The organism is Streptomyces sp. cmx-4-9 (assembly GCF_046548835.1).
Taxonomy (GTDB): Bacteria; Actinomycetota; Actinomycetes; order Streptomycetales; family Streptomycetaceae; genus Streptomyces.
The window spans coordinates 362,893-375,438 of record NZ_JAEBEE010000009.1 but is presented as its reverse complement, the minus strand read 5'-3'; the positions used below and the strand labels follow the sequence as shown (position 1 = coordinate 375,438).

11 protein-coding genes are annotated in these 12,546 nt (G+C 72.2%); all 11 read right to left on the bottom strand.

Annotated features, from left to right (window positions below):
* Positions 1 to 89: 89 nt before the first annotated feature.
* Positions 90 to 1,532 (bottom strand): GuaB1 family IMP dehydrogenase-related protein, encoded by a 1,443-nt coding sequence (locus ACLJTM_RS28310; protein ID WP_411106558.1) that lies wholly within the window; start codon positions 1,530 to 1,532, stop codon positions 90 to 92.
* 146 nt (positions 1,533 to 1,678) lie between these two features.
* Entirely contained in the window at positions 1,679 to 2,824 is a 1,146-nt protein-coding gene (locus tag ACLJTM_RS28305; RefSeq protein ID WP_411106557.1) for an XdhC family protein, read from the bottom strand.
* Positions 2,824 to 4,080, bottom strand: coding sequence for an IS701 family transposase (locus ACLJTM_RS28300; protein ID WP_411106556.1), 1,257 nt, complete (start codon positions 4,078 to 4,080; stop codon positions 2,824 to 2,826). Before ACLJTM_RS28300 ends, ACLJTM_RS28305 begins: the two co-directional genes overlap by 1 nt.
* Positions 4,081 to 4,200: 120 nt before the next feature.
* Positions 4,201 to 4,848 (bottom strand): TMEM175 family protein, encoded by a 648-nt coding sequence (locus tag ACLJTM_RS28295; RefSeq protein WP_411106555.1) that lies wholly within the window; start codon positions 4,846 to 4,848, stop codon positions 4,201 to 4,203.
* A gap of 118 nt (positions 4,849 to 4,966) precedes the next feature.
* The gene (locus ACLJTM_RS28290) at positions 4,967 to 5,308 is read right to left on the bottom strand and encodes a nuclear transport factor 2 family protein (protein ID WP_411106554.1); all 342 of its coding nucleotides are present in this window, start codon (positions 5,306 to 5,308) and stop codon (positions 4,967 to 4,969) included.
* Positions 5,309 to 5,324: 16 nt separating this feature from the next.
* Positions 5,325 to 6,836, bottom strand: coding sequence for an ATP-binding protein (locus tag ACLJTM_RS28285; protein WP_411106553.1), 1,512 nt, complete (start codon positions 6,834 to 6,836; stop codon positions 5,325 to 5,327).
* A complete protein-coding gene (locus ACLJTM_RS28280) occupies positions 6,833 to 8,053 on the bottom strand; it encodes an MFS transporter (protein ID WP_411106552.1) in 1,221 nt (406 codons plus the stop codon). The genes ACLJTM_RS28285 and ACLJTM_RS28280 overlap by 4 nt, the downstream gene beginning before the upstream one ends.
* Before the next feature lie 89 nt (positions 8,054 to 8,142).
* Positions 8,143 to 8,979 (bottom strand): FAD binding domain-containing protein, encoded by an 837-nt coding sequence (locus ACLJTM_RS28275; protein ID WP_411106551.1) that lies wholly within the window; start codon positions 8,977 to 8,979, stop codon positions 8,143 to 8,145.
* Complete coding sequence (locus ACLJTM_RS28270; protein WP_411106550.1) at positions 8,976 to 11,402, bottom strand: xanthine dehydrogenase family protein molybdopterin-binding subunit; 2,427 nt, start codon at positions 11,400 to 11,402, stop codon at positions 8,976 to 8,978. The genes ACLJTM_RS28275 and ACLJTM_RS28270 overlap by 4 nt, the downstream gene beginning before the upstream one ends.
* Positions 11,399 to 11,923 carry a (2Fe-2S)-binding protein gene (locus ACLJTM_RS28265; RefSeq protein WP_411106549.1) on the bottom strand — a complete coding sequence of 175 codons (525 nt, stop codon included), beginning with the start codon at positions 11,921 to 11,923 and terminating at the stop codon, positions 11,399 to 11,401. The genes ACLJTM_RS28270 and ACLJTM_RS28265 overlap by 4 nt, the downstream gene beginning before the upstream one ends.
* Complete coding sequence (locus ACLJTM_RS28260) at positions 11,908 to 12,534, bottom strand: NADPH-dependent F420 reductase (RefSeq protein WP_411106548.1); 627 nt, start codon at positions 12,532 to 12,534, stop codon at positions 11,908 to 11,910. Before ACLJTM_RS28260 ends, ACLJTM_RS28265 begins: the two co-directional genes overlap by 16 nt.
* Positions 12,535 to 12,546 lie beyond the last annotated feature (12 nt).

Here is a 12,546-nt window from a genome sequence, read left to right as displayed (position 1 = left end):
ACGGCCGGGGCCACGGGTGGACGGTCCGCAGTGGATTCGCGGGCCGGGGGTGAGCCGGCGCCGCGGGATCCCGGATCCGCGAGCGGGAACTAGCTCCAGCTGGCGTGCAGCGGCTTGCCCTCGGCGTAGCCGGCGGCGGACTGGATGCCCACGACGGCCTTCTCCTCGAACTCCGCGAGGGAGCCGGCACCGGCATAGGTGCAGGAGGAGCGGACGCCCGCGATGATCGAGTCGATCAGGTCCTCGACGCCCGGCCGGGTCGGGTCGAGGAACATCCGCGAGGTGGAGATGCCCTCCTCGAACAGCGCCTTGCGGGCGCGGTCGTAGGCGGACTCCTCCGAGGTGCGGTTGCGGACCGCGCGGGCGGAGGCCATGCCGAAGGACTCCTTGTAGAAGCGCCCGTCGGCAGACTGCTGGAGGTCGCCCGGGGACTCGTACGTCCCGGCGAACCAGGAGCCGATCATGACGTTGGAGGCGCCGGCGGCCAGCGCCATCGCCACGTCGCGGGGGTGGCGGACGCCGCCGTCGGCCCATACGTGCTTGCCGTACTTCTTCGCCTCGGCCGCGCACTCCAGCACCGCGGAGAACTGCGGGCGGCCCACGCCGGTCATCATGCGGGTGGTGCACATGGCGCCGGGGCCGACACCGACCTTGATGATGTCCGCACCGGCGTCGATGAGGTCCTTGACCCCGTCGGCGGCCACGATGTTGCCCGCGACGATCGGCACCTGCGGGTCCAGCGCGCGGACGGCCTTGATCGCATTGATCATCGACTCCTGGTGGCCGTGCGCCGTGTCGATGACGAGCGTGTCCACGCCCGCGTCGAGCAGCTGCTTGGCCTTCTCCACGAAGTCGCCGTTGATGCCGACGGCAGCGGCGATGCGCAGCTTGCCCTGGGCGTCGGTGGCCGGGGTGTACAGGGTCGCGCGCAGGGCGGCCTTGCGGGTGAGGATGCCGACGAGGCGTCCGTCCCGGTCGACGGCCGGGGCCAGCTTGCGGTGGCCGGCGTCGAGCTTGGTGAAGGCCTCGCGGGGGTCGATGTCGGCGTCGATGAGCAGCAGCTCCTTCGACATGACCTCGGAGAGCTGGGTGAAGCGGTCCACACCGGTCAGGTCGTGGTCGGTGACGACGCCGACGGGGCGGCCCTCGCCGTCGACGACGACTCCGGCGCCGTGGGCGCGCTTGGGCAGTAGGGACAGCGCGTCGGCGACGGTCTGGGTGGGCGCCAGCGTGATCGGCGTGTCGAGCACGAGGTGGCGGGTCTTCACCCAGGAGATGACGTCGGTGACGACCTCGATCGGGATGTCCTGCGGGATCACCACGATGCCGCCGCGGCGGGCCACGGTCTCGGCCATGCGGCGGCCGGCGATGGCGGTCATGTTCGCGACCACGAGGGGAATGGTGGTGCCGGTGCCGTCGGGCGAGGTGAGGTCCACGGCCTGCCGGGAACCGACCGCGGAGCGGCTCGGCACCATGAACACATCGTCGTACGTCAGGTCGTACGGCGGCTTCAGGTCATTGAGGAAACGCACGTGCTAGACATCCCAGTCGGTCGAAGGATCCTTCTTGATGGCTGACAGGGCAGCCGAGGAAACGCACGTACTTCATTCTCCCACGTCCTCGTGTTCACCACGCCCGGGCTGATCGTCCGAGACATATGGGGCCCCGTGGTCCTTTCCTACGGGACCTTGGTCCCGGCGGTCCGGCGGTGGATGGGCAGCCGGCCGCCGGTCAGCGGGACCGGGGAGCGGCCGTGGCGGACCGCCGTGAACTCGGCGGCGATGGCCAGGGCGGTCTCCTCGGGGGTGGCGCCGCCGAGGTCGAGGCCGATGGGCGAGCGCAGCCGGGCCAGCGCGGTCTCCGGTACGCCCTCCTCGCGCAGCCGGGCGGCCCGGTCGGTGGTGGTGCGGCGCGAGCCCATGGCCCCCACGTAGCCCAGTGGCAGCCGCAGGGCGTGCGCGAGCAGCGGGACGTCGAACTTCGCGTCGTGGGTGAGGACGCAGACGGCGGTACGGGAGTCCAGCCGGCCGGCCCGGGCCTCCTGCGCCAGGTGCCGGTGGGGCCAGTCCACGACCACCTCGTCGGCGTCCGGGAAGCGGGCCGGGGTCGCGAAGACCGGCCGGGCGTCGCACACGGTGACCCGGTAGCCGAGGAAGGAGCCGATCCGGGCCAGGGCGGCGGCGAAGTCGATGGCCCCGTACACGAGCAGCCGGGGCGGCCGGGCCGTCGATTCCACCAGGAGGGTGAGCGGCCGGCCGCACAGGCCGCCGGCCGTGCCGAGTTCGGCGGTGCCGGTCCGGCCCGCCAGCAGCAGGGCCCGTACCCGTGCGGCGGCGGTCCGGTCCAGGGCCGGGCCGCCGGCCAGGCCGCCCTCGTACGACCCGTCGCCGTGGACGGCGAGCGCCCGGCCGAGCTGGCCGGGGGGTCCGGACACCACACGGGCCAGCGCGGCCCGCGATCCGTCCGCGGCGGCGTCGAGCACGCAGCCGAGGACGGGGCGCACCGGATCGCCGCCGCGGACCGGGGTGACCAGGACGTCGAGTACGCCGCCGCAGGTCAGGCCAACGGCGAAGGCGTCGTCGTCGCTGTAGCCGAAGCGGTGGACCCCGCCCGCGCCCGAGCTGATCGCCTCAAGGCACAGCTCGTGCACGGCGGATTCCACGCAGCCGCCGGAGACCGAGCCGAGGGCGGTGCCCCGGTCGTCGACCGCCAGGGAGGCGCCCGGGCCGCGCGGTGCGCTCCCGCTGACCGCGACCACGGTGGCCAGGGCGAATTCCCGCCTCGCGGCGCACCACGCGCGTAGGTCCGCGGCGATGTCGAGCATCAGCGGATGTACTCGCGGCGCGGGGCCTGCCCGGGGATGAGCGGCCGCGGCGGCAGGACCGCCGGGGCGGGGGGCCGGGTGGCGGGATGGCGGGCCGCCGCACGCACGGCTGCGGTCCGCGCGGGCCCGGTGGACTCTTCGGGTTCGCGGCGCACACCGAGCAGTTGCGCCGCGTGGGCCACGCTCGCCAGGGTGGCGTGGTGGTGCCAGCCCCGGAAGGAGCGCCCTTCGAAGTCGCGGATGCCGGCGGGCTCGCAGGTGTCCGCGAAGTCGAGGGAGACCCGGTCGGTGAGCTTGGCGAGCAGGAAGAGCTGAGCGAGCGGCCGGTCGCCGATGTTGGTGACCCAGAACTCGGTGGGCAGCAGGGCGGCTTCCGTCCAGGCCCCGACCAGCAGCAGCGGGGTGGGCGGGGCGGGCAGCAGGCGGTCCTCGCCGGGGGTGGCGAGGATGGAGGCGGAGGTCAGCAAGGTCACCGCCCCTTCGCCGTGGCCGTGCCGGGTCCACTCGACGACGCGGCGCTGGGAGCGCAGGGAGTCGATGAGTTCCCGGGCGGGTGCGGTGTGCGGCCCGGGCTTGTGCCGTGCTGCGCCGCCGAAGGAGACGGGCAGCGAGCCGTCGACCTTGAAGACGAAGGGGATGTCGTGCTGGGCGAAGGACTCGATGCACTGCGGGAGTTCGCTGTTGGCGACCTCCATCACCACCGGGCGGCGCTGGAGCTGCCAGGTCGCCGCCATGCGCTGCACGGCGTTCACGGCGTCCTGCGCGGGGGTGAGCGAGCGGGCCGTGTCCGGGATGCCGGCCCGCCGCCGTCGCAGGAGTTCGCTGGTCCAGGGGCCCGGCAGGGTGAGGGTCCACTCGACGGGGAAGCTTGCCTCGCTGGATGCGAGCCAGATGCCGCTGGCCTGCTGGCAGTTGGCGGTGCGTCCGAGCTGCGGGACGAACTGCCGGCCCACCCCCACCGAGCGGTCACCGGCCTTCTCGATGACCATCGGCTGCAGCACCCAGGCCAGCGGGCGCTGGGCGGTGCGTTCGATGTGCTGGGCGAGGGAGCGGCGTACCGGGGTCCAGTCCCAGGGGGACTTGCTGATGAACTGCTGGAGGCTCTGCTCGACGGAACTGGCACCCGTGCCGGCGATGTTGCGGATGGTTTTCTTGCCGGTGGTCTTCACGAGGCCGTTCAGATAAACGCGGGCCCAGTTTCGCTGGTCCCGCCGGGGTAAGGACTCGAAGAGCAGGGAGATCAATACGTCGATCAATTCGGAGATTTCTTTTTCTGAATCCTCCGACAGCACTATGCGAGCCATCTGGGCCTCCCCCGCGACCAGCTAGATCCGTTACCCTACTTGACGGCGAAGAACGGCCGTAGGCCCTTGCAGCTACTTCCTGAAGTCGCTCGAAGTTTCGAGCTGTTCTTCTTCCACCACGAGCGGGATGGGGATCTGGTTCGCCGCATAGTAGATCGCGATCAGGAAGTGCGCGGCAAGTGTGAGCGGTGCGGAGATGAAGGCCAGGAGTACGGTGACCGGATACGCGATCGCACCGAGGCCGAAACGCATCCGTGTGGCTCGCGCCCCCGCCCTGTCCACGTGGTCGTGGAAGAGGTGGCCGACCCTGGTCACGTACCACCAGAAGGCCATGAAGGCGAGGGCGTAGGCCACCGTGACGGCGCTGTACAGGACGGCGGCCGCATGCGCCGACCCGCCGTCCTCCACCAGGTGTTCGGCCAGGACGGTGGTCGTGTAGGGGATCACCGACACCACCATCAGCACCAGGAGATTCAGGAACAACAACGGTCGGTCGACCCGCTTGAGGTGACTGAAGATGGTGTGGTGGTTCACCCACATGACGCCGATGATGAGGAAACTCACCACGTAGGCGGCGTAATGCGGCCACTGTTCCCGCACCCCGTGCCAGAAGTCCGAACCCGTTTCTTCCGGAACCTTCAATTCCAGAACGAGGATCGTGATGATGATGGCGAATACACCGTCACTGAATGCCTCGACCCGCCCGGTTTCGCGCTCCATGACCTCCCCTTTGCCATTGCGTGCATAAATGCAACCTGCGCGTCCCGCGTATGCCGTGCATAACGGGGAGGGCGATCTTCTCCCGCCCTCCCCGCACACGCTACCCAGATTCCGCAGGCTAGCTGCCGAACCCGGCAGTCTGCCGCCAGATTCGGCCATCGCGGACCACAAGTGTCCCGAACGCGTGCTCCGGTTCACCGTTCAGGTTCATGATCGCCCGGTAGAAGATGGTGTCGTCGGTCTCGATGTACTCCTGGAGTTCCACCAGGGTGGGCTTGACGGTGAGGTAGCCGGTGAACGTCTCGCGTACGGCTTCGATGCCGACCGAGGCGCCCTCGAAGCGCAGCAGGACGGCGTCGTCCGTGTAGTTCTTCATCACTGCTTCGATGTCCAGTGCCGCGAGCGCGTCCATCTGACGGACGAACACCGGGTGCAGCTTGGCGATGTCGTACGTGGCCATTGTCGACTCCGTTCTATCAACTGGTGGAGGAACTGGTGGAGTTGGGGGTGCCCGCAGGCTCGGCCGGGACGGCGCAGGAGCCCGTGGCCCCGGCGAAGGGCAGCCGGACGACCATCCGGGTCTCCCCCGGCCGCGAACGGGCCGTGAGGGAGCCCTGGTGGCGCTGGGTGACGATCCGGTAACTCAGGTGGAGTCCCAGACCCGTTCCCTTGCCCACGTCCTTGGTCGTGTAGAAGGGTTCGAAGATCCGCGGCAGGGACTCCTCGGGGATGCCGCGACCGGTGTCGGCGACCTCCACGACCATGCAGATCCCCTCGGACCGGGCCCGCAGCGTGAGCACGCCGGCGCCTTCCATGGCCTCGGCCGCGTTGTCGACCAGGTTGGTCCACACCTGGTTCAGCTCGCCCGGGTAGCCCGTCAGTTCGGGCAGGCCGGTTTCGTACGCACGCACGATGCTGATCCCGGCGAGCTTGGCACGCAGGACGACCAGCGTGTTCTCCAGGCCTTCGGTCACCTGGAAGCGCTGTTCGGGGGCTCGGTCGAGATTGGCGTAATCACGGGTGGCGGCGACCAGTTGGGAGATCCTCGGGCCGGCCGCGCGCAGCTCGGCCGCGAGCGAGCGGATCTCCAGCAGGGCCGCCAGGTGGTCGAGGCCGGCCGCCAGGGCCGGCTCGCCGATCCCCTCCAGCCGCTCCCGCAGCCAGCCCAGGTCCACACCGAGGTCCGAGACGCCCGAGGCGAGCAGGCCGGCCCGTTCGGCGCCCGCCTCCTCGGCCCAGTCGGCGATCTCCTCCTCGGCGTCCGACTGGGCCAGCGGATCGGTGACCTCCGGCGGCGGCAGTGAGTCGAGCTCCTCCGCCAGCCGGTCCAGGGCGGCCCGCTCCGCGCCCCCGGCCGAGGCCCCCCAGTCCTGAGCGGTCCGGGTGAGCCGCGCCAGGGCCGGGGCCAGCTCCTGTGCGGCCCGGGCCACGGCCGCCGCCGGGTTGTTCAGCTCGTGCGCCAGTCCCGCGGCGAGGGTGCCGAGGGCCTCCACGGTGGCCCGTTTGCGGGCCTGCACCTCGGAGGACTTGATCCGCCAGGCCAGGACCGGCAGCAGCACGGCCGCGACGCCCTGACAGCGGGTCAGCATCTCGAAGAAGACCGGCCGGGAGTAGGCCACCACCGTGGTCGACGGCCCGCTCGCGGCCGCGGTGGCCACGTACGCGCCCCCGGTGAGCAGCGGGAGCTCGCCCGTGAACCGGTGGGCGGCGGAGGGTTTGCCGTCGTGGGCGTCGGCGGCCGCGCTCTCCCCCTCGGTGGAGTGCCGGGTCAGCACCTCCTCCCGCCCGTCGACGACCTTGGTGACCACCAGCCCGCCCGAGAGCAGCACGTGGAAGCCGGTGGCCTCCTCCCCGTCGCGGAAGAGGACCTCCCCGTCGGCGAGCACCCGCGGTTCGGAGACCGACACCAGCCAGTCCAGCTGCTCCTGCGTGAGCGCGGCGAAGATCTCCAGCCCGTGCAGGGCGCTCCGCAGTTCGCCGCTGTTCACGCCGGCCTCCGCACGGCCCCGGTACGGGCGGACAGCCGCAGGGTGGCCAGCAGAGCCAGGGCGCACACCCCGGCCACGGCGGCCATGAAGCCGACGGAGGTGCGGTGCAGTCCGTACGTGTTGGTGAGCATCCCGGCGAGGACCGCCGGAACGCTCATGGCCAGGTAGGCGAAGACGTAGACGGCCGCGGTCAGTTCACCGCGGCGGGCCGGGTCCGCCAGGGCGCTCAGGGCCCGGAAGGCGCCGAGGAAGGCCGCGCCCCAGCCGCTGCCGAGCACCGCCGTGGCCGCCAGGAACACCGGGGCCGAGCCGAGGCCCAGGGACAGCAGGACCAGGCCGAGCCCGGCCAGCAGCCCGCACAGGCCCAGGACCGCGGTCCGCAGGGCCTCGGTCCGGCCGAACAGGAGCTGCGCTGCGGTGGCGGCCCCGGCGAGCAGCGCCACGGTGGCGCCGCCGACGAGGTAGTTGGTGGACTGCAGCAGGGACAGCGCCAGGTGCGGGCCGAGGGAGAGGTAGAACCCGCCCACCGCCCAGACGGCGACGATCGTCAGGACCAGGACGGCGAAGCGGCCCCGGGCCCCGGCCGGTACGTGGATCCGGTGCGGGGCCACCCGGAAGCGGCCCCCCGCCCCCGGTGCGCTCTCCGGCATGCGGACCACCCCCGCCAGGGTCACCGCGAAGGCCCCGACCAGCAGGACGTAGCTCAGTACGGTCGGCGCCGGGGCGAACTGCACGAGCAGCCCGGCACCGAGCCCGCCCAGCCCGATGCCCACCGTCGGCCCCGCACTGTTGACCTGCGCGCCGAGCGCCGGTTTCGTGCGCGGGGCCAGTTCGAGGAGGGCCGCTCCCATCGCCCCGGTGGCCAGGCCCACGGCCAGCCCCTGCACGGCGCGGGCCGCGAGCAGCAGGGCGAGCCCGTCGGCCGCGGCGAACAGGGCCATCGAGACGATCGCCAGCACCAGTCCGGCTCCCAGGACCGGTCGCCGGCCCAGGGTGTCGGAAAGGGAGCCGAACAGCAGCAGTCCGGCGAGCACGGTGACCGCGTACAGGGCGAAGACCACCGTGACGGTGCCGGAGGACAGGCCCCACCGCTGCTGGTAGAGCACGTAGAGGGCGGACGGGACGGAGGAGGAGAGCATCAGCAGGACCAGGACCGCACCCACCACCCAGAAGCCGGATGCTGCGGGTGCGTCGGCCGCGGGTGCGGCGGGGGGCACGGCTGCCCCCGTGGTCGTTTTCGTCGGATCGGCCACTGCGTCACTCAACTCCCCCAGGACGGGCCCGTCGGGCCCTCGGCGTGCTGTGGTCAGACGAGGGCCCGGGCCTTCGCCAGTGCGCGGGCCGTGAGCACCCCCGCGAGGTGGCCGAGGTACTCGGCCGACGTGCCGCGCCCCGGGACGAACAGCTCCCGGGGCTCGCGGCGGAAGGCGGCGAGTACGGCGTCGGTGGTGTACGGGCCCCCGCGCAGCCGGTCCTCGACCCCGCGCAGCCGCTGCGCGCGGGCGGTGGCCCCGGTGACGGCGATGCGCGGCCCGTCGGGGGTGATCCGTACGGCGGCGGCGCACACCGGGTAGCGGGTGGCCCGGTCGGCGGTCTTCTCGAAGGCCGCCGCCCGGCCGGCTGCGGGCACCAGCAGTGCGGTGATCACGGAGCGGGCGGGCGGGGAGCCGGCCGTGAACTCCTCGGCGGACACGCTCGCGCGCCCGCCGGGGCCGGCCAGTTCCACCGCGGCGTCCGCCGCGAGGGCGGCCACCGGCAGGTCGGTGGCCCGTCCGGGGGCGGCGAGGTTACCCCCGACGGTGCCGAGGTTGCGGACCTGGGGGTCGCCGTTGGCCCGGGCCGCGGCGGCCAGCTCCGGGGCTTCGGCGAGGACCAGCGGGTCCGCGGCGAGTTCGGCGAGCGTGGTCAGGGAGCCGATCCGCAGCCCCTCGGGGACACGGGCCACGCCCTTCAGCTCGTCGAGCCCGCGGAGGTCGACAAGGAGCCGGACGCCGTCGGCGCCGAAGGCGTTCTCGCCGGTCCGCAGCCCGGGCAGCAGGCTCTGGCCGCCGGCCAGGACCCGGGCTCCGCGGGTGCCGGCCAGGAGGGTCAGGGCCTCCTCCAGGCCGACGGGGCGGACGTAGTCGAACTCGGTGAGGATCACTGGGCTTCTCCTCGCAGGCGGCGCCAGACCTTCTCGGGGGTGAGCGGCATGTCGATGTGCTGGACGCCGAGGTCGCGGAGGGCGTCCACGACGGCGTTGACGACGGCCGCGGCGGGCGGCACGGTGGCGATCTCCCCGGCGCCCTTGGCGCCGAGCGGGTTGTGCGGGCAGGGCGTGACCGTCTTGTCCAGGGTGAAGTGGGGGACGTCGGCGGCGCGCGGCAGGGCGTAGTGGTCGAGGTCGGCGCTGATCAGCCGGCCGTCCTCGGCGTACTCGGCAGCCTCCATCAGGGCCTGGCCGAGGCCGTGCACGATGCTGCCCTCGATCTGCCCGAGGACCACCGTGGGGTTGCCGATGTTCCCGGCGTCGTCCACCGCGGTGTAGGCCACCACCTCGGTCTCGCCGGTGAGTTCGTCGATCTCGACGACCGCCACGTGCGACCCGAAGGGGTAGTTGAAGTCCGGGGGGTCGAAGTGGGTGGTCTCGTCGAGGGCCGGTTCGATCTCGGGGGGCAGCCCCCAGCCGTACCAGAGGGCCATGGCGAGTGCGGCGAAGGTCTTGGTGTTCTGCGGGTTGCCCTCCTCGTAGACCTTGCCGGCCTCGTAGACGACCTTCTCCTCGGGGACGCCGAGGAAGACCGCGCCGGCCCGGATCAGCTTGTTCTTGATCTTCCGGGCGGTCAGCGCGATGGCGGGGGCGGCCATGCTGTAGGAGCGGGAGCCGTAGGTGCCCTGCCCGTACGGGGCTTTCTCGGTGTCGCCCTCGAAGACCTGGACGGAGTCCGGGTCGATGCCGAGTTCGTCGGCGGCGACCTGGGCGAAGACCGTGCCGTGGCTCTGGCCGGTGGAGGCGGAGCCGACGGTGACGGTGACCTCGCCGGTGGGGTGCACCCGGATGTTGGCGCTCTCCCAGGTGCCGCCGAGCATGCCCTCCTGGGACATCCTGGTGGAGGGGCCGACGCCGCAGACGGCCACGTAGGTGGCGAGGCCGACGCCGAGGCGCTTGCCCCGGGTGCGGGCCTCGGCCTTGCGGGCGGGCATGTCGGCGTAGCCCGACAGTTCGAGGGCCCGGTCGAAGTTCAGCCGGTAGTCCCCCGAGTCGTAGGTCCAGCCCAGACCGTTGTCGTACGGGAACTTCTCCTTCGGCACCAGGTTCATCCGGCGGACGGCCGCCGGGTCCATGCCGATCTCGCTCGCGAACCGGTCGACGAGCCGCTCCATCAGGAACGCGGCCTCGGCGCGTCCGCTGCCGCGCTGGGCGCCGAGGGGGACGGTGTTGGTGAAGGCCGCGTACACCTCGCAGAAGGCGGCGTCGATGTCGTACATCCCGCTGATGGAGCGGCCCATCAGGGCGGTGGCGACGCCGGGGCCGATCGTCGAGGGGTAGGCGCCGAGGTTGGCGTGGCTGGTGCAGCGCACCGCGGTGATGCGGCCGTCGCGGGTGCCCGCGAGGGTGACGTGCTGGCGGTGGTCGCGCCCCTGAACGGTGGAGTTCATCAGCCCGGTGCGGGTGTCCACCCATTTGACGGGCCGGCCGAGCTCCTTGGACAGGAGCAGGACCAGGGCCATGTCGGGGTACAGGTACCCCTTGGTGCCGAAGCTGCCGCCGACGGTCGGGGTGATCACCCGCAGCTTGTTGAAGGGGATGCCGAGGACCAGCGCGGAGAGCAGGAACCGGTGGTTGTGCGGGCCCTGGGTGGAGGCGTACAGCGTGTACTCGCCGGTGGCGGCGTGGTAGTCGCCGACGGCGCCGCGCGGTTCGATGGGGCTGTTGATCGTGCGCTGGTTGACGAGGTCGAGTGCGACGGTGACCTCGGCGGAGGCGATGGCCGCGTCGGTGCGGTCCTTGTCGCCGCAGGTCCAGTACGCGTTCAGATTGCCGGGGACCGCCTCGTGGAGCTGCGGCGCGCCCTCGGCGAGGGCCTCGTCTGCGCGGGTGACCACGGGCAGCGGTTCGTACGCGACGGTGATGGCGGCGAGCGCTGCGGCGGCCTGGCGCGGCGTCTCGGCGACGACCACGGCGATCGGGTCGCCCACGTGGCGGACCGCGTCCCCGGTCAGGACGGGCCGGGCGCCGGGGAGTCCGTAGGGGTGGGGCGGGAAGTGGCTCTCGACCCCGCCGGGGACCCAGATGCAGGGCAGCGGCATCACGTCGGTGAAGTCGGCGGCGGTGGCCACCTTCAGGACGCCGGGCAGCCGTTCGGCCGCCTCGGTCCCGATGGAGAGGATCCTGGCGTGGGCGACGGTGCTGCCCAGGATCGCCATGTGGGCGGTGCCGGGCAGGTCGATGTCCGCCACGTACGTGGCCTCGCCGCGCAGCAGCTGCGGATCCTCGCGGCTGTCCAGCGGCCGGCCGAGCAGGCCGTTTCCGCTGGGAGCGCTCTCCTGCGGCTGAGCCGTCTGCTCCCCCGTCACTGCGGTCATCTCCCGCTCCCCTCCTGTCCGGCCGCGGCGGACACGGCGGGCAGCTCGGCGCGGGTGGCGGCGCAGGCGCGCTGCACTCCGCGGACGACGCTGTGGTAGCCGGTGCAGCGGCACAGGTTGCCGGTCAGCCACTCGCGGATCTCCGGCTCGGTGGGCGCCTCGCCGTCCGCGGTGGAGTCGACGAGTTCACCGAGGGCCATCACCATGCCCGGGGTGCAGAAGCCGCACTGGGTGCCGTGCTCCTGGCGCAGTGCCTCCTGCAGGCCGGACAGTTCGCCGCCGGGGGTGGTGACCCCTTCGATGGTGGCCACCTCGGAGCCGGCCGCCGAGGCGGTGAGGACCAGGCAGCTCTTGACGGACCGGCCGTCGAGCCGGACCACGCAGGCGCCGCACTGGCCGGTGTCGCAGCCGACCTTGGTGCCGGTCAGCCCGAGGCCGTCACGCAACCGTTCCACGAGCAGTTCGTTCGGCTCCGCCGAGAACTGCTCGGGTCTTCCGTTCACCTTCAGTGTGATATCCATGCCAGCGCCTGCGCTTCCGTGAGCGGCCGGTTGAAAAGGGGCCCGCCGGGCTGCTGGAGAATTCCTCCGGAGTGCAGCGGGCCGGTGTCGACGGGCGCGAATCCGAGATCCGTGATGATTCCCGCGACGATTTCCTTCGCTTTTGTGTCGTCGCCCGCCACGAAATGGGCCAGGCGGTTCGGCCCGGCCCGGTCCGGCGCGGTGCCGGCCACGGCGAGGGTCTCGAAATGCATGGTGTTCAGGGATTTCACCAGCCGCGCCTGCGGATACCATGCGGCGACCAGGTCGCTGGAACCCCGTCCGCCGAAGTCCCGGGGCGCGCCCGGTCCGCTGAAGGCGTTGGTGGCGTCCACGAGCAGGGTGTCGCGTACGGACTCCGGCGGGAGCAGTCCGCGGACGCTGTCGAAGGGCACCATCAGCACCAGGAGTTCGGCCTGGCCGGCGGCCTCGGCGGGGTGCGCCGCCGAGGCCGCCGGTCCCAGTTCGGCCACGAGGGGGCCGAGGGTCTGCGGGCCGCGGGCGTTGGCGAGGAGGACCTCGTGCCCCGCCGCCACGAGGATGCGGGCGAGGACCGTGCCGATCCGCCCGGTGCCGATGATGCCTGTCTGCATGGACTCTCCCGA

Excerpts from the sequence above, each read along its gene's own strand:
- ACLJTM_RS28265 (WP_411106549.1), bottom strand. The coding sequence starts at position 11,923 with ATGGATATCACACTGAAGGTGAACGGAAGACCCGAGCAGTTCTCGGCG.
- ACLJTM_RS28295 (WP_411106555.1), bottom strand. The coding sequence starts at position 4,848 with ATGGAGCGCGAAACCGGGCGGGTCGAGGCATTCAGTGACGGTGTATTC.
- ACLJTM_RS28290 (WP_411106554.1), bottom strand. The coding sequence starts at position 5,308 with ATGGCCACGTACGACATCGCCAAGCTGCACCCGGTGTTCGTCCGTCAG.
- ACLJTM_RS28305 (WP_411106557.1), bottom strand. The coding sequence starts at position 2,824 with ATGCTCGACATCGCCGCGGACCTACGCGCGTGGTGCGCCGCGAGGCGG.
- ACLJTM_RS28270 (WP_411106550.1), bottom strand. The coding sequence starts at position 11,402 with ATGACCGCAGTGACGGGGGAGCAGACGGCTCAGCCGCAGGAGAGCGCT.
- ACLJTM_RS28260 (WP_411106548.1), bottom strand. The coding sequence starts at position 12,534 with ATGCAGACAGGCATCATCGGCACCGGGCGGATCGGCACGGTCCTCGCC.